The sequence below is a fragment of the Arthrobacter sp. NamB2 genome (assembly GCF_005281365.1).
Lineage (GTDB): Bacteria > Actinomycetota > Actinomycetes > Actinomycetales > Micrococcaceae > Arthrobacter_D.
On the sequence record NZ_SZWI01000001.1, the window covers coordinates 528,728 to 545,313 of the forward strand.

General features: G+C 66.5%; 18 protein-coding genes. 15 read left to right on the plus strand and 3 right to left on the minus strand.

What is annotated here, in order from left to right:
- Window positions 1-170 precede the first annotated feature (170 nt).
- From FDK12_RS02400 to FDK12_RS02460, 13 genes are all read left to right on the plus strand, one after another.
- Window positions 171-2,159: a polysaccharide biosynthesis protein gene (locus FDK12_RS02400; protein WP_137368033.1), complete on the plus strand. Its 1,989-nt coding sequence runs from the start codon at window positions 171-173 to the stop codon at window positions 2,157-2,159.
- Window positions 2,156-3,178, plus strand: a complete 1,023-nt coding sequence (locus FDK12_RS02405; protein WP_317616704.1) for a glycosyltransferase family 4 protein — start codon at window positions 2,156-2,158, stop codon at window positions 3,176-3,178. The genes FDK12_RS02400 and FDK12_RS02405 overlap by 4 nt, the downstream gene beginning before the upstream one ends.
- Window positions 3,179-3,326: 148 nt before the next feature.
- Window positions 3,327-3,887 (plus strand): hypothetical protein, encoded by a 561-nt coding sequence (locus FDK12_RS02410; RefSeq protein ID WP_189636236.1) that lies wholly within the window; start codon window positions 3,327-3,329, stop codon window positions 3,885-3,887.
- Window positions 3,880-4,197: an AtpZ/AtpI family protein gene (locus FDK12_RS02415; RefSeq protein WP_137368034.1), complete on the plus strand. Its 318-nt coding sequence runs from the start codon at window positions 3,880-3,882 to the stop codon at window positions 4,195-4,197. The genes FDK12_RS02410 and FDK12_RS02415 overlap by 8 nt, the downstream gene beginning before the upstream one ends.
- Before the next feature lie 85 nt (window positions 4,198-4,282).
- Window positions 4,283-5,104 carry a F0F1 ATP synthase subunit A gene (gene atpB / locus FDK12_RS02420; protein WP_104118066.1) on the plus strand — a complete coding sequence of 274 codons (822 nt, stop codon included), beginning with the start codon at window positions 4,283-4,285 and terminating at the stop codon, window positions 5,102-5,104.
- Window positions 5,105-5,179: 75 nt separating this feature from the next.
- Entirely contained in the window at window positions 5,180-5,395 is a 216-nt protein-coding gene (locus tag FDK12_RS02425; RefSeq protein WP_019481292.1) for an ATP synthase F0 subunit C, read from the plus strand.
- Between the two features lie 50 nt (window positions 5,396-5,445).
- Window positions 5,446-6,000, plus strand: a complete 555-nt coding sequence (locus FDK12_RS02430; protein ID WP_137368035.1) for a F0F1 ATP synthase subunit B — start codon at window positions 5,446-5,448, stop codon at window positions 5,998-6,000.
- On the plus strand, window positions 6,000-6,812 hold the full coding sequence (locus tag FDK12_RS02435) for a F0F1 ATP synthase subunit delta (protein ID WP_137368036.1): 813 nt from the start codon (window positions 6,000-6,002) through the stop codon (window positions 6,810-6,812). Before FDK12_RS02430 ends, FDK12_RS02435 begins: the two co-directional genes overlap by 1 nt.
- 98 nt (window positions 6,813-6,910) lie before the next feature.
- Complete coding sequence (gene atpA / locus FDK12_RS02440; protein WP_137368037.1) at window positions 6,911-8,545, plus strand: F0F1 ATP synthase subunit alpha; 1,635 nt, start codon at window positions 6,911-6,913, stop codon at window positions 8,543-8,545.
- A gap of 91 nt (window positions 8,546-8,636) precedes the next feature.
- Window positions 8,637-9,530 (plus strand): F0F1 ATP synthase subunit gamma, encoded by an 894-nt coding sequence (locus tag FDK12_RS02445; RefSeq protein WP_137368038.1) that lies wholly within the window; start codon window positions 8,637-8,639, stop codon window positions 9,528-9,530.
- 85 nt (window positions 9,531-9,615) lie between these two features.
- On the plus strand, window positions 9,616-11,079 hold the full coding sequence (gene atpD, locus FDK12_RS02450) for a F0F1 ATP synthase subunit beta (RefSeq protein ID WP_137368039.1): 1,464 nt from the start codon (window positions 9,616-9,618) through the stop codon (window positions 11,077-11,079).
- A 5-nt stretch (window positions 11,080-11,084) separates the two neighbouring features.
- Entirely contained in the window at window positions 11,085-11,378 is a 294-nt protein-coding gene (locus tag FDK12_RS02455; RefSeq protein WP_104118060.1) for a F0F1 ATP synthase subunit epsilon, read from the plus strand.
- 10 nt (window positions 11,379-11,388) lie between these two features.
- The gene (locus FDK12_RS02460) at window positions 11,389-11,820 is read left to right on the plus strand and encodes a DUF2550 domain-containing protein (RefSeq protein WP_104118059.1); all 432 of its coding nucleotides are present in this window, start codon (window positions 11,389-11,391) and stop codon (window positions 11,818-11,820) included.
- 32 nt (window positions 11,821-11,852) lie between these two features.
- Here FDK12_RS02460 and FDK12_RS02465 read toward each other — a convergent pair whose 3' ends face one another.
- Window positions 11,853-13,061 (minus strand): N-acetylglucosamine-6-phosphate deacetylase, encoded by a 1,209-nt coding sequence (locus tag FDK12_RS02465; RefSeq protein ID WP_137368040.1) that lies wholly within the window; start codon window positions 13,059-13,061, stop codon window positions 11,853-11,855.
- Window positions 13,062-13,105: 44 nt separating this feature from the next.
- Window positions 13,106-13,801 (minus strand): endonuclease NucS, encoded by a 696-nt coding sequence (gene nucS, locus FDK12_RS02470; RefSeq protein ID WP_137368041.1) that lies wholly within the window; start codon window positions 13,799-13,801, stop codon window positions 13,106-13,108.
- Between the two features lie 99 nt (window positions 13,802-13,900).
- Between nucS and FDK12_RS02475 the strand changes: the two genes are divergently transcribed.
- Window positions 13,901-14,224: a hypothetical protein gene (locus FDK12_RS02475; RefSeq protein WP_137368042.1), complete on the plus strand. Its 324-nt coding sequence runs from the start codon at window positions 13,901-13,903 to the stop codon at window positions 14,222-14,224.
- A 78-nt stretch (window positions 14,225-14,302) separates the two neighbouring features.
- The gene (locus FDK12_RS02480) at window positions 14,303-15,112 is read left to right on the plus strand and encodes an alpha/beta hydrolase (RefSeq protein WP_137368043.1); all 810 of its coding nucleotides are present in this window, start codon (window positions 14,303-14,305) and stop codon (window positions 15,110-15,112) included.
- A gap of 10 nt (window positions 15,113-15,122) precedes the next feature.
- Here the strand turns inward: FDK12_RS02480 and FDK12_RS02485 are convergent, their stop codons facing one another.
- On the minus strand, window positions 15,123-16,442 hold the full coding sequence (locus tag FDK12_RS02485) for an AI-2E family transporter (RefSeq protein ID WP_411266144.1): 1,320 nt from the start codon (window positions 16,440-16,442) through the stop codon (window positions 15,123-15,125).
- Window positions 16,443-16,586: the final 144 nt, after the last annotated feature.

Below are 16,586 nucleotides of genomic sequence, written 5' to 3' on the forward strand. Positions count from 1 at the left end.
GGTCCGGCACAGGTGGTGCAGTTAGTATTCTCGGGTAGTAGCAGTCTATTACACCGTGCTCCACCCCTGCCGGGCCGGGCCCGGCACCAGCGGTGCCGGAGGTTCCTGCCCCGCCGGATGCTCATCCCGGTTGGAGCGCGGTGACAGCCTGCATGACACCGTTAGGAATCATGGGACTCAACGAAGGCCGGGCTCCCGCCCGGACACCAGGCTCCACCGCAGGCGCATCCACCGGCGACAAGCCGGCGATCTGGCTGTGGTCGCAGTACCTGCTCGACGCCGGCGCCTGGATCGTCGCCATCCTCCTCGCGCTGATCCTGCGCTACGAACTCCTGGTCAAGGAGGTCAACGTCCCGGGCATCGCGGTGTTCTGCGCCGTCGCCGTCATCGCCCAACTGCTCGTGGGTCTCAGTTTCGCCCTGTACCGCGGCAGGTACAGCTTCGGAAGCTTCCACGAGGCGCGGCTCCTGGTCGTCGTCGCCGTGCTCGTCGCCGTGATCCTGGTGCTCGTCAGCGTCGCGTTCTTCACCGTGATCGAGGTTCCGCGCAGCATCGGCATCATCGCGTTCCCGTTCGCCTGCATGTTCCTTGCCGCTACCCGCTACCTCAAGCGCATGTACGTCGAGAGCAAGGCCAAGCCGGGGGAGAACGCCCAGCGGACCCTCATCTACGGTGCCGGCTTCCTCGGCAATTCCCTCGTGGGCCGGATGATGCAGGATCCCGACTCCCCCTACTTCCCGGTCGGCCTCATCGACGACGATCCCGCGAAGAAGCACCTGCGGCTGTCCACCGTCCCTGTGCTGGGACGTGTCGACGACCTGCCCGAGATCGTCGCGAGGACCCAGGCCTCGGTACTCGTGATCGCCTTCGCGGAGGTCGAGGCCGCGCAGGTGCGGCGGGTCTCGGATCTGGTGGCGGGCCTCGGCATCAAGGTGCTCGTCCTGCCGCCGCTGCGCGACATGCTCGGCGCCGCGGGCGCGGGCATGGCGGATTTCCGTGAGGTGGCCGTGGAGGACCTCATCGGGCGCCGGCCCGTGGACATCCACCCGGACGAGGTGGCCGGGTACATCACGGGCAAGCGCGTCCTGGTCACCGGGGCAGGCGGTTCGATCGGTTCCGAGCTGTGCCGTCAGCTCGCGGGGTTCGAGCCGGCGGAGCTCATCATGCTGGACCGCGACGAGACCGGGCTGCAGTCGACCCAGATCTCCATGACGGGCCGCGGACTGCTGACGGGACGGGACACCGTGCTGGCCGACATCCGGGACGCCGACGCATTGCTGGACATCTTCGAGGACCGCAAGCCCCAGGTCGTCTTCCATGCCGCCGCACTCAAGCACGTCTCCCTGCTGGAGCAGTACCCGGAGGAGGCCTGGAAGACCAATGTGCAGGGCTCGCTCAACGTGCTCCGGGCCGCAGCGGCGGTCGGCGTCACCAACTTCGTCAACATCTCGACGGACAAGGCTGCTGATCCGACGAGCGTCCTCGGGCACTCCAAGCGCGTCTCGGAGAAGTTGACCTCCTGGCATGCCGAGCGCACCGGGCAGAAGTACGTCTCCGTGCGTTTCGGCAACGTGATCGGCAGTCGCGGGTCCATGCTGCCCCTGTTCACCGAGCAGATCCGCAACGGCGGACCGATCACCGTCACGGACCCCGAGGTCACGCGCTTCTTCATGACCATCCCGGAAGCGTGCCAGCTCGTCGTCCAGGCGGGCGCGATCGGCAGGGGAGGGGAGGTCCTCATCCTCGACATGGGCGAGCCGGTCAGGATCCTCGACGTCGCCCAGCGGATGATCGCGATGTCCGGCAAGGACATCGACATCGTGTTCACCGGCCTGAGGCCCGGCGAGAAGATGCACGAGGACCTCATAGGCGTCGGCGAGAGCGACTCGCGGCCGCTGCACCCGAAGATCTCCCACACGTCGGTTGCGCCCCTGGACCCGCAGCAACTGAGCCTGATGGAGTGGAAGACCGAGGGCGGCTTCACGCAGGTACACACCAGCATCACCGCCGAGGCGCCCGGTGCGCCCGGCGCGCCAGGCTCCGAAGAGCCTGGATCAGCGGAAACGAAGAGGGCTGGAACCCCGCCCACCCGCACGGATCAACGACCCGCTGCACCCGCCGCGCAGTCGACCTCGAACGCCGGGGGAGTTGTACCGTGATCTGGCTCCTCGTCCTCATCGGGCTGACCGCGCTCGGGCTGTCACTCGCGTTGCCCGTCGTCGTCAAGCCCATGCTGAAGCGGCTGGGCGTCATCGACATACCCAACAACCGCTCCTCGCACACGACGACCGTCATCCGGGGCATGGGGGTCGCCGTCGCGGTGGCGATCCTCGTCGCCCTTGCGCTGTCGCTCGTGACCGGACTCGTCGCCGTCGACCGCTCGCTCATCCTGGTCATCACGGGCATGGTCGCGGCCGCCGCCACGCTCGGGTGGATCGAGGACTTCCGGGGACTCTCGGTCCGCGTCCGTGCCGGCGCGCAACTCCTCGTGGGTGCCGTCGGTACCGCGGTGCTCGCCACGACGATCGACAACAGCAGCTACTGGTGGGTGCCGATCGGCGCGATCGCCGTCGCGACGTATATCAACGCCGCGAATTTCATGGACGGCATCAACGGGATCTCGGGCATGCACGGTGTCGTCGTCGGACTGTTCTACTCCTTCGCCGGGATGCTCAGCGACCAGTCGTGGCTGACGGTCGCCGGGCTCGTCGTCGCCGCGGCCTTCGCGGGATTCCTCCCCTGGAACCTCGGCAGGGGATTCGTCTTCCTCGGTGACGTCGGGAGCTACCTGCTGGGCGCGTCCATCGCCGCCATCGCCGTGACGGGGCTGCTCGCCGGGGTCTACCTCGAGTACCTCCTCTCACCGGTACTGATCTACCTCGCGGACACCTTCACCACGTTCCTGAGGCGGGCCCGCCGGGGGGAGCACCTTGCAACCGCCCACCGCCAACACGTGTACCAGCGACTCACGGACACCGGGCTCAGCCATGTGCAGGTGTCCGTCCTCGTCAGCGTGGTCTCCGCGCTGACAGGAGCGGCCGGATTCGTGGCCGCCACGGCACCCGCGCCGCGCGCGGTGTCGGCCTCGCTGTTCGCCGCCGTCGTCGTCGCCCTCTACCTCTACTCTCCGCGGATCTTCCGTGCACTCGCCCGCCGAAGGGCAGCAGCCGGGGCCTGACGGCCGGGGCCGGATCTTCGTGGTGCTGTAGAATTTCAGGCGCCGGGCACGACGACGTCAGTCCCGTCGACCCGGCTCCAGCCCTCCCGACGCCGTCGGAAAGGGCCAGCAGGGCGCCGGACGGCGCAGCCGACAGAGCGGACAGAACGTGCCACGACCGGAGAACCCGGCCACCGGGAACGAGAACCAGAACCGCGTGACGGCGTCGGGCGCCACGGCGTCCCCCTGGCTGGGAATCCTCGCCAGGAGCGCCGCCTCGGGTGGAGCAATCGCACTGCTCCTCGCGGTGGCAGCCGCGCTCGTCACGTCCCCCGCCGCCGCACTGAGCGTCGGATTCGGGGCCGTCGTCGTCATCGCCTTCTTCGGCATCAGCCTCCTGATCGGGCACTACACGGGCAAGACGAACCCCTCCGGTGCCCTCGGGCTGTTCGCCGTCACCTATGCGATCAAGGTCGTCGGGTTCGCGGCCGTCCTGTTCTTCCTCGGGACACCGGGGTGGCTCGACCGCACCTGGTTCTTCAGCGGGGCGCTCGCGACCGTCATCGCCTGGCAGGTCGCCGAGGTCTTCGCCTTCTCCCGTGTCAGGACACCCCTGTACGACGACGCCGATGCCGCGGCGGTAGCGGACGGCCTGTCATCCGGTACGTCGTCGACCGCTCCGTCGCTCGCCCCCGCCGAGACCCCTGCCGAAGGACGCCGTGATGGATGAGGCCGCGCCACGTCGCGAGGACGCTTCGGGCACCCCTCCCCGGCAGGATGACGCCCGGTATTCGAACGGCGGCTACAACGCGGGCATAGCCGTCTTCAGCTACATGATTGGCGGGATCCTGGTGTGGAGTTTGATAGGCTGGGGGCTGGATAATCTCCTCGACACGCGCTGGTTGGTGCTGGCGGGAGCATTCTTAGGTGCAGCTGGGGGTTTCTATCTCTCCCACAAGCACAACCTCACCCGGGACCACACACCGAATCCGCCGAGCGGATCCCGGACCACTTCCGGTGCCGAGGCTGAATCCGAGTGAATCCCCATAACTTAACGAGTCGGACCAGTCACCCTGCGGCCGAACAGATCTTGCCCAACGATGGACACTGCAGAGAGGAAACGCGTTGATCGCGCTTGCGCTCCCGGCCGCAACTACCGAAGAGGGATTCGTAGCCCCGACAATCGAGGACACCCACTATCGGGACATCCTTCCCTGGGGCGATGCCTACGGAGTCTGGTTCGATCCCGGCTTCGGCAAGCAGATGCTCATGGTGATCCTGTCGGTGGTCCTCATCGCGACCTTCTTCCTGATCGCCTCCCGCCGCAGCCAGCTGGTTCCGGGCAAAGTGCAGTTCCTGGGGGAATCCGCCTACGGATTCGTGCGGAACTCGATCGGCAAGGACATCATCGGGGGTAAGGACTTCCTGAAGTACGTGCCGTGGCTCTTCACCGCATTCTTCTTCGTCCTCGTGAACAACATCTTCGGTGCCATCCCGTTCCTGCAGCTGCCCAGCTTCTCGCACCCCGGCAGCGCCTACGCGATCGCGGCGATCTTCTACCTCCTCTGGGTGGGCATCGGCATCAAGAAGCACGGCCTGCGTTACTTCAAGCTCGCAGTCGTACCGTCGGGTGTTCCCTGGTACATCCTCCCCATCGTCGTGCCGATCGAGATCATCTCGAACTTCATCGTCCGGCCGGTGACGCACTCGCTCCGACTCTTCGCGACGATGCTCGCAGGGCACCTCATCGTGACCCTCGCCGGTTCCGCGATCGAGTACATGGTCTCCACGGGCAACATCCTGCTGCAGGGTACGAGCGTCCTGGTCCTCGTCGGTGCGGTCGCGATGTACATGCTGGAGGCCCTGATCATGATCCTGCAGGCCTACGTCTTCACGCTGCTCGCTGCGATCTACATCGAAGGCGCTCTGCACGCCGACGCCCACTGATTCACACAAGTCTTCCCCGTCGGGGATGATCCCAAACAACCTGTCGCATCAAGGCGGCATCTTGAAAGGAACACAATGGAAGTACAGGGTAGCCTCAACCTCGTTGGATACGGTCTCTCCGCAATCGGCGGTGGTATCGGTGTGGGTCTCGTCTTCGCGGCCTACATCAATGGCGTAGCTCGCCAGCCTGAGGCACAGCGTGTCCTCCAGCCGATCGCCTTCCTGGGCCTCGCGCTCACCGAAGCCCTCGCCATCCTGGGCCTCGTCTTCGCCTTCGTCATCGGCGCCTGATTCCGCCGTCCTGATCGACCGAAGACCAGTTGAAGAAAGACGGGTGAAAAATGCTTAACGCAGCAATCATGGCAGCGGAGGAGGGCTCGAGCCCGCTCGCACCGAACTGGTGGGAATTCCTCGTGACGCTGGCCGGCTTCGCCGTGCTGATGTTCATCGTCATCAAGTTCGTCATGCCGGCGTTCGAGAAGACGTTCGCCGAGCGCACCGCAGCTATCGAGGGCGGTATCGCGAAGGCCGAAGCAGCACAGGCGGAAGCCAATGCAGCGTTGAACGAGTACAAGCAGCAGCTTGTGGATGCTCGCACCGAGGCCAACCGCATCCGTGAGGAAGCCCGCGCCGAAGGTGCTCAGATCCTCGCGGACCTGAAGGATAAGGCTGCGGCCGAATCCGCTCGCATCACCGAGCAGGCACACGTTCAGATCGAAGCCGAGCGGCAGGCCGCTGTGGTCTCGCTCCGCGCCGAGGTCGGAACGCTCGCGACCGAGCTCGCAAGCCGCATCGTCGGTGAGTCGCTGGCCGACGACGCCCGCTCGTCGCGCGTCGTCGACCGCTTCCTCGCCGATCTCGAGTCCTCGTCGCAGAGCGCAGGTGCAGCGAAGTAATGGCAGGAGTATCGAGCGTCTCCCTGGCAACAGTCCGTGAAGGACTGGAGTCCCGACTGCCCGGAGCGACCCTGGCGCTCGCCGAGGACCTGTTCGGCGTCCTGGCGATCCTGGACAGCAATGCCGGTCTCCGGCGTGCGCTGACCGACCCCTCCAGGACCGGCAAGGACAAGGCCGTGCTGGTGGATCAGCTCATCGCCGGTCGGGTCTCCCCGGAGGCTGCCGGCGTGGTCAGGGATCTCGTCAACGAGCGCTGGGCCAACGCACGCGACATCGGCGATGCCCTGGAGACCCTCGCGGCGACCGTGGTCATCTCGGTGGCAGAGCAGGGCAGCGGTGTGGAGGGCTTGGAACAGCTCGAGAACGAGTTGTACTCCTTCATCCAGGTGGTCGCCTCGAACCATGCCCTGCAGAGGGCCCTGTCCGACGCGCAGGCCGGCACCGACGCGAAGGTCGAACTCGGCCTGAAGCTCGTCCCGCAGGCCGGACCGGCAGGTCGTCTGCTGATCACGCAGGCCGTGCGTTCGCCACGCGGACTCAAGCCTGCGGCCCTCGTCGAACGGTTCCTGGAACTGGTCGCCGCGCGCCAGCAACGCTGGATTGCCAACGTCAGCGTCACCCGTCCGCTGTCGGCAAGCCAGTACGAACGGCTCGTGTCGGGACTGAACTCCATGTACGGGCGCGAACTCAAGGTCAACGTCACCGTTGATCCCTCACTCATCGGCGGAGTCCGTGTCAGCGTCGGAGACGAAATGGTCGACTCCACCGTCATCACGCGCTTGTCCGATCTCCGCCGCAAGCTGGCGGGATAGGGCATACGTGCCCGTGACATCCCAGTCACAACCACTGAATTACACACCGGTCGCCACGCATCCCATGGTGATCACAACACAGGAGAGCAGGGACTGAGATGGCCGAATTGACCATCAACGCCGAAGACGTCCGTAGTGCGTTGAACGACTTTGCGGCGTCCTACGAGCCCGGAAACGCGGAGCGCGTCGAAGTCGGCCGCGTGACCACCGCCAGTGACGGCATTGCCCGTGTCGAGGGTCTTCCCTCCGTCATGGCCAATGAGCTGCTGCGATTCGAGGACGGCACGCTCGGACTCGCCCAGAACCTCGACACCCGTGAAATCGGTGTCGTCGTCCTCGGTGACTACAACGGAATCGAAGAAGGCCAGGAAGTACACCGCACCGGCGAGATCCTCTCGGTCCCCGTCGGCGACGCCTTCCTCGGTCGCGTGGTCGACCCCCTGGGTCAGCCCATCGACGACCTCGGCGAGATCGTGTCCGAGGGACGCCGTGCCCTCGAGACACAGGCTCCCGGTGTCACGCAGCGCAAGTCGGTGCACGAGCCGATGCAGACCGGCCTCAAGGCTATCGACGCGATGATCCCGATCGGGCGCGGCCAGCGCCAGCTCATCATCGGGGACCGCCAGACCGGCAAGACCGCCATCGCGGTGGACACGATCATCAATCAGAAGGCCAACTGGGCTTCGGGCGACGTCACGAAGCAGGTGCGCTGCATCTACGTCGCGATCGGCCAGAAGGCATCGACGATCGCTGCCGTCCGCCAGACCCTCGAGGACAAGGGTGCGCTCGAGTACACGACGATCGTCGCGTCCCCGGCCTCCGATCCCGCGGGCTTCAAGTACCTCGCCCCTTACGCCGGGTCCGCCATCGGGCAGCACTGGATGTACGGCGGCAAGCACGTCCTCATCGTGTTCGACGACCTGTCGAAGCAGGCAGAGGCCTACCGCGCCGTATCCCTGCTGCTCCGCCGCCCGCCGGGACGCGAAGCCTACCCGGGCGACGTGTTCTACCTGCACTCTCGCCTGCTGGAGCGTTGTGCCAAGCTCTCCGACGATCTCGGGGCCGGCTCGATGACCGGTCTGCCGCTCATCGAGACCAAGGCCAACGACGTGTCGGCATACATCCCGACCAACGTCATCTCCATCACCGACGGTCAGATCTTCCTGCAGTCGGACCTCTTCAACGCGAACCAGCGTCCCGCCGTTGACGTCGGCGTGTCGGTGTCGCGCGTCGGTGGTGCCGCCCAGGTGAAGTCGATGAAGAAGGTCTCGGGCACGTTGAAGCTGGATCTCGCGCAGTACCGCGACATGCAGGCCTTCGCGATGTTCGCGTCCGACCTCGACGCCGCGTCGCGCCAGCAGCTGACGCGTGGCGCGCGCCTGATGGAACTGCTGAAGCAGGGCCAGTACTCGCCGATGCCGGTCGAGCAGCAGGTCGTATCCATCTGGGCCGGAACGAACGGTCACCTCGACGATGTTCCTGTCGAAGACATCAACCGCTTCGAGACGGAGTTCCTGGAGCACCTCGGCCACAAGTCGCAGATCCTCAACACCCTCGCCCAGACGGGCAAGCTCGAGGACTCGACGGTCGATGAACTGAAGACCCAGATCACGGACTTCAAGCAGGGCTTCTTCGGTGCCGGTGCGAACGGCTTCGGCCCGGGCCACGAGGAGCACGAAGCAATCGACGCCGATTCGGTCGAGCAGGAAAAGATCGTCAGGCAGAAGCGCTAGAGGACCCGCGGCCGGGAGGGGAATCCCCCTCCCGGCCTGCAGGACCCTGGCCTGATCGCTTCCCAGAGCGGGAGCGGAGGAAAGGACAAGAATGGGAGCCCAGATCCGGGTCTACCGCCAGAAGATCGCGTCGACGACGTCGACGCGGAAGATCTTCAAGGCGATGGAGCTGATCGCGACTTCTCGCATCGGCAAGGCACGCACGCGTGTCGCGGCAGCTCTGCCGTACGCCAATGCGATCACCCGCGCCGTGTCGGCCGTTTCGTCGCAGTCGGAGATCGACCACCCGCTGACCACCGAACACGGTCAGGTGCGACGTGCCGCCGTGCTGGTGCTGGCCTCGGACCGAGGTCTCGCGGGGTCGTACTCCGCCAGCGCGCTGAAGCAGGCGGAGGGTCTCTTCGAGACGCTGCGATCCGAAGGCAAGGAGATTCAGGCCTACCTGATCGGCCGCAAGGCGCAGTCCTACTTCGACTTCCGCGGGCGTAGCTACGAGCAGGTCTGGACCGGCGCTACCGACGCTCCCGAGTTCAGCACCGCCCGCGAGGTCGGTGAGGCGCTCCTGACGACCTTCCTCAAGGACTACGAGGACGGCGGCGTGGACGAGATCCACGTGGTGTACACGAAGTTCCGCTCCATGGTCGTGCAGGAGCCGTCGGTCATGCGACTGCTCCCGCTCGAGGTCGTGGACGAGCAGGTGCCGCAGGATGGCGACCTGCTGCCTCTCTACGAGTACGAGCCGGAGCCCGAGCAGGTCCTGGACGCACTCCTGCCGAGGTACATCGAATCGCGGATCTTCGCGGCGATGCTCCAGGCAGCCGCGAGTGAACTTGCCGCACGGCAGCGCGCCATGAAGTCCGCCGGAGACAACGCGACGGAACTCATCAAGAAGTACACCCGCCTGCGCAACACCGCCCGTCAGGCCGAGATCACCCAGGAGCTCTCGGAGATCGTGGCCGGCGCGGATGCGCTGAGCGCGTCCTGACGTCCTTCCCGCCCGGACCCTTCGGGGGCGTCGGGTGCACAGCTAGACTTAGTTCCACGCCATCTACGTAAATGAAGTGAGAGAGATGACTGCCCAGACTGTTGAACACGGTACGGACTCAGTTGCCCCCGGCGCCACCGGCCGTATTGCACGTGTCATCGGCCCGGTTGTCGACGTCGAGTTCCCGGCCGACGCAATCCCCGCAATGTACAACGCGCTCACCACCGAGGTCACCCTCAACGGCGAGACGCGCCTCATCACGTTCGAGACGTCGCAGCACCTCGGCGACAACCTCGTGCGTGCCATCTCCCTGCAGGCCACCGACGGACTCGTCCGCGGCACGGTCGTGCAGGACACCGGAGCAGCGATCTCCGTACCCGTCGGCGACGGCGTGAAGGGCCACATCTTCAACGTCCTCGGCAAGCCCCTCGACATCGAGGAGTCCGCTCTCGAGATCACCGAGCGCTGGCCCATCCACCGCAAGGCGCCGAACTTCGCGTCTCTCGAGGGTTCGACCGAGATGCTCGAGACCGGCATCAAGGTCATCGACCTCCTGACCCCTTACATCAAGGGTGGAAAGATCGGCCTGTTCGGCGGCGCCGGCGTGGGCAAGACCGTCCTGATCCAGGAGATGATCACGCGTGTCGCACGCAACTTCGGTGGCACCTCGGTGTTCGCCGGTGTCGGTGAGCGCACCCGTGAGGGCAACGACCTCTGGGTCGAGATGGAAGAGGCGGGCGTCCTCAAGGACACCGCCCTCGTGTTCGGCCAGATGGACGAGCCGCCTGGAACGCGTCTGCGCGTGGCGCTCTCGGCACTGACCATGGCGGAGTACTTCCGCGATGTCCAGAACCAGGACGTGCTGCTGTTCATCGACAACATCTTCCGGTTCACCCAGGCCGGTTCGGAGGTGTCGACCCTCCTGGGCCGCATGCCGTCCGCCGTGGGCTACCAGCCGAACCTGGCGGACGAGATGGGCCTCCTCCAGGAGCGCATCACCTCCACCAAGGGCCACTCGATCACGTCCATGCAGGCGATCTACGTTCCTGCCGACGACTACACCGACCCGGCTCCGGCAACCACCTTCGCGCACCTCGATGCGACGACCGAACTGTCACGCGAGATCGCGTCCCGCGGCCTGTACCCGGCCGTGGATCCGCTCGCGTCGACGTCGCGCATCCTGGACCCGCAGTACATCGGCTACGACCACTACAACACGGCCGTCCGGGTGAAGCAGATCCTTCAGAAGAACAAGGAACTGCAGGACATCATCGCGATCCTCGGTATCGACGAGCTCAGCGAAGAGGACAAGGTCATCGTCGCGCGTGCGCGTCGTATCCAGCAGTTCCTCTCGCAGAACACCTACACCGCGAAGCAGTTCACCGGCGTGGAAGGCTCGACGGTCTCCATCAAGGACACGATCGAGGGCTTTTCGGCGATCTGCAACGGCGATCTCGACCACATCGCGGAGCAGGCGTTCTTCAACGTCGGTGGCCTCGATGATGTCGAGCGCCAGTGGGCCAAGATCCAAGAGCAGACCGGAAAGTAACGCCGATGGCATCGAACGGCGAACTCGAGGTCGAAATCGTCGCGGCCGACCACTTCGTGTGGTCGGGCGCGGCGCGCATGGTCAACGCACGCACTGCCAACGGGCAGATCGGGATCCTTCCCGGTCACTCGCCCATCCTGGCGATCCTCGAAGCAGGCGAACTCTCGGTAGAGCCTGTTCATGGTGAGCGCCTGGTGGTCGGTGTGGACGGAGGCTTCTTCTCGGTCGACTCCAACCGCGTGGTGATCGTGGCGGACAACGCCAAGGTCGGCGGTTCGGTGACGTCGGAATCCCGCTAGGGTTTCCAGCGTGGAGGCTCTGGGTGTGACGTTCATCTGCCTTGCGGCCGTCTTCGGCCTGCTCGTGCTCGTGATCGGCGCCTTCCTCCTCCGTCGCTACCAGCTCAACCGTGCCCTCGGCACCTTCGACGCCTCCATCCGCCTTCCCCCCAAGGGTTGGCGGGTGGGGGTTTGTCGTTATACGGACAACAACCTCGAGTGGCTCAGTCTTCTGTCGCTGAGCCCCATCCCCAAGTTCCGCTTCCTGCGCAGCTCCCTCGAAGTCGAGGGGTGGCGTGCACCGACGGATGCGGAACGCGTGCGGATCCAGCCGGGCGCCATCATCGTCCAGCTGGCCTACAAGGGTGAGCCCTTCGACCTGGCCATGAAGTACGACGTCTACGCAGGCCTCTCCTCCTGGATCGAGGCCGGCCCGGTGATCGGTGTCGGAACCTGGCGGTAGTCGAGCGCTGGGTGAGCCGTCGACCGGGCGGCCTAGTCCTCCAGCGGCCTGATCCACACACCGCCGCGCAGGACGCCCGCCAGCTCGAGGTCCGGGGTCACGACGACGGCATCGGCCCGCAGCCCGCTCCGCAACGCCCCGAGTTCGTCGGCCAGTCCCAGCACGGAGGCCGGAACGGCGGTCGCGGAGCGGACCGCATCGACGATGCCGACTCCTGCCTCCACGGTGCAGCGCACGACGTCGAGCAGGCTGCCTGCTCCTCCGGCAAGGGCACCGGTAGCCGTGAGCACCGCTGAGCCGTCGACGACGGCCACCTCGCTCCGTCCCAGGCGGTAGACGCCTGAGGTACAGCCTGCCGCAGCAGTCGAGTCGCTCACCAGGCAGATGTTCTCGGACCCGGCGATCGTGAAAGCCATGCGCACCGTCTCGGGATGCAGGTGCACGTTGTCCGCGATGAGCTCGACGGCGATCTCTCCGGCACGTGCGCGCTGCAGCAGCAGGGGCACCGGCCCGGGGGAGCGGTGGTGGATGGCGGGCATCGCGTTGAAGAGATGCGTGGCCGTCGGACGGCCGCTGAAACCCGCGAAACCCGTCGATGCGAGCTCCTCGTTGATGAGGTCGAGCGCAGCGGTCGTCTCCTCGGTGGAACTGTCGGTATGGCCGATCGAGGGGATGACACCGTGCATGACCAGTTCGTAGACGAGGACGTCGCTGCCGGGCAGCTCGGGCGCGTAGGTCATCGAGGCGAGGTGACCTCGGCCGGCGGCGACCAGGCGGGCTACATCCTCCTGCGTGGGCAGCAGGAGGAACGCCGGGTCGTGCGCCCCGTTGCGTTCCTTCGAGAGGAAAGGACCCTCGGCGTGGATTCCGGCGACCAGCCCGGCTTCGGCCGCCGTCGCGAGCCTGCCGAAAGCCGCTTCCAGCTCGTCGAGGGGCGCGGCGCAGGTACTGGCCAGGACGGTCGTCGACCCGGCACGGTGCAGGTGCCGGGCCGCCAGTTCTACGTCGTCGCCGGAGCCGGAGGTGAAGTCGCCGCCCCCTCCGCCGTGGCAGTGGAGGTCGATGAGCCCCGGGAGAATGAGGTATCCCTCGGGTAGCTGCCGCCCGCCCGGAGCGCCGGCGGAGGGCCCGGCCTCAATCACGCGGGTGCCGTCCCAACGGAGGACGCCGTCGTCGATGATCCCTGATTCGGTTACCAGTCGTCCGGACAGTGCGGTGGGCGTGCTGCTCGCGAGGGCCATGGTCCGATTCTAGGCGGTCGGCGCCGTGGGCCTGGGGCGCGCGACTAGAACAAGCGGGATGCGCTGTCGTCCACGCCGCGCATCGCGTCGTAGTCGAGCGTCAGGCAGTCGATGCCACGATCTGTCGCCAGCACGCGCGCCTGGGGCTTGATCTGCTGCGCCGCGAAGACTCCGCGCACCGGCGACATGAGCGGGTCGCGGTTCAGCAGCTCGAGGTAACGGGTGAGCTGTTCGACGCCGTCGATGTCACCGCGCCGTTTCAGTTCGATCGCAACCGTCCGTCCCTCGGCGTCGCGCGCCAGGATGTCCACGGGCCCGATCGCCGTCATGTACTCGCGCCGGATGAGGGAGTAGCCGGCACCCAGGAGCTCGATCTGCTCCGCAAGGAGCCTCTGGAGGTCCGCTTCGACGCCGTCCTTCACGAGCCCGGGGTCCACACCGAGATCGTGCGACGAATCGTGCAACTGCTCCCGGATGCTGATCACGAGCCGGTCGTCACTCTTTGCATGCTGCACCGTCCATACTTCGGTGATCCCCTCGGCGCGGTCGGCGTCATCCGGCACGCTCACCCGCAGGGTAGCTGGAGGGCTCATCCAGTTGAGCGGCTTGTAGGAGCCGCCGTCCGAGTGCACCAGGACGGATCCGTCCGATTTCACCATCAGGAGCCGGGTGGCCAGCGGGAGATGGGCACGGAGGCGGCCGATGTAGTCGACGGAACAGCGGGCTATGACAAGACGCACGACGGAAACTCTACCGGCCACGGCTTCGATTATGTTCGCGAGGCGCGGGGTGCGTGCCGGGCGTCCTGTTCCGGGGGCCGGATCAGGCAGACTTGGACCGTGCCCCGTTCCAATCGCCCGAATCGTCCCCGCGGCTCCTCCCGTGCCAAATGGGGGGCTACGCCGGAGGTGGACCTGGAGCGGGCGCGAGCGGGACTGCCGATGCGGGAATCGGCGCCCGACGGTGAGTGGTCGGTGCGGCGGATCACCGAACGGAACGCGGCCAAGACCTATACCTGCCCCGGCTGCCACTCGTCGATCCCGCCGGGCATCGCCCATCTCGTCGTATGGCGCGAGGACTCCCTGTTCGGCCCCGAGACGGCCCTGGCCGACCGGAGGCACTGGCATCCGAGGTGCTGGCAGACCCGGAGCTTCCGATACTGAGCTCCCGCCACTGAGCTCCCGCCACTGACAACCGTCGCCCATGCTGAACCCGGTTGCCGTCAGACCTAGACTGGGGCAATGGCCAGCGAAACCCCCGATTACACGTTCTCGACCAGCCCCGAACCCATCGAGATCCGCGCCTCCACGGTGCTGCCGGCGGAGCGCCGGAACATCGAACTGCGCACCGCGGACGGCCTGACGCTTGTCGGCGAATTCGCGGCGCCGGTCGGGCGGGCGCCCAAGGCCACCCTCGTCACGCTGCATCCCCTGCCGACGCACGGCGGATTCATGGACTCCCACGTCTACAAGAAGGCGTCCTTCCGGCTGCCGGCCCTGGCCGAGATCGCGGTCCTCCGGTTCAACACCCGAGGTACCTGCTCCCCGCGCGGCTGCAGCGAGGGCGAGTTCGACGGCGGCAACGGGGAACGCCTCGACCTGCAGGCAGCGGTCGACTGGGCTGTCGCGCAGGGTCTCCACAACATTTGGCTCGTCGGATGGTCGTTCGGCACCGAACTGTGCCTCAAGTACGGCGCCCAGGACCCGGTAGCGGAGCTGATCGAGGGGGCGGTCCTGCTGTCTCCGCCGCTGCATCGCGCGGGCGACGACGACCTCGATGCCTGGGGCGCGAGCGGGCTGCCCCTGAAGGTACTGGTCCCCGAGTTCGACGACTACCTGGTGCCCGACGCCGCTGCCGATCGTTTCTCGCGCGTGCCGCAGGCCGATGTCACGGGGATCGATGGAGCGAAGCACCTGTGGGTGGGGGAGAAGTACGCCGCTCGGGCGCTCAACGAGATCGTCGCCGTCGTCCGCCCCGACGTCGAACTCCCGCTGCCCTCGCAGTGGACGGGACCGGCCGCCGTCGCGCCGGCGCCGCTCCCCGCCGGCTGAACGGGCAGGCCTACTGGCTGTCCTGACGAGCGATGAAGACTTCCTTGAGGAGCAGCATCACGGCCGCTGCCGTGGGGATGGCTATCAGGGCGCCGAGGACACCGAGGAGGCTGCCGCCCGCGATGACGGCGATGACTGCCACGGCACCAGGGACAGCGACCGCGCGCTGCATGATGCGCGGGGAGATGAAGTACGCCTCGAACTGCAGGTAGGCGACGTACGGGATGGCGAACAGGAGCGCCGTGTGCCAGCCCACGGTGAAGGCGATCAGGCTCACGAGGACGGCGGCGATCGTGCCACCGACCAGCGGGATGAACGCCAGCAGCGCGACGACGAAGGCGAGCAGCACCGAGAACGGGACCCCCGCGATCGACATGACGATGAAAGCGAACGTGCCGTTCAGCAGTGCGACGCATGCCTGTCCGATCACGTACATGCCGACACTGCGGGTGATCTCCTCGGACAGGACCTCGACGCGGGGGCGGCGGGAGCGCGGGGCGAGCCTGTACGCCCACTTCTTCATCGAGGGAAGGGACGCCAGGAAGTACAGTGCGAGGACGAGGATCACCAAGGCTCCGAAGAGGCCGTTGACGATCACCGTCCCGACGCCCAGGACGCCGCCGAAGATTCCTCCGACGGCCTCGCTGTTGGCGAAGAACTTGTCGATCTCGGAACTCACCCGCTCGCGGACCTGGAACTGTTCGTCCACGGTGGTGAAGAACTCGGAATTGAGGAAATCGTCCGCATAGCCCGGTGCGCGTTCGATGATCTGCGACGACTGGTTCACGATGGTCGGGATGAGCAGCGCGAAGAACCCCACGACGATCCCCACGAGGACCAGAAGGGAGACCGCGATGCCCGCCGGCCGGGGTACCCGCTTCGCCTCGAGCGACCGGACGATCGGATCCAGCCCGAGCGCGATGAAGAGCGCTGCGCCGATCCAGACGAGGAGCTGACCCACGTTGGTGATGATGAAGAAGGCAAGCAGCGCCAGACCCACGCCCACGCTCACCATGAAGCCGAAGTGGATGGGGTGGGACCTCATGCTCCTCGGATAGGGGTCCCCGAACTTGAGCCGCTCGTCCGTGAGGGCGACATCAGGATCGACCGGTACCGGGTCAGGTGTGGGGGGAAACTCGAAGCGCGGCCTGGGCTGTGCGGTCGGGAGGGATCTGCGAGCCAGCGTGAACAGCGACCGCAGGGTGGACGGCGGTGCGGCGACGCTCGCTGCACGCTGGGTCTCGGTCCCCAGGTGCGCGTCCTCGTTGCTTCCGGCAGGCTCTGGTCGCGGGAGCGGCTGGTCCAGCGGGACGTCCTGGTGGTCTGTCAACGAAGAGCTCTGCTTTCACGTGAGCGGTGCCTCTACCGCGGGTTGTCCGACTAGCGAAACCCTAACAGCCGGGGGCATTTCGGCGATTCTCTTGACGAGGCACGGCCGGCGTCCCGGGCGCGCGATCCCTCACGCCGTCTGCCT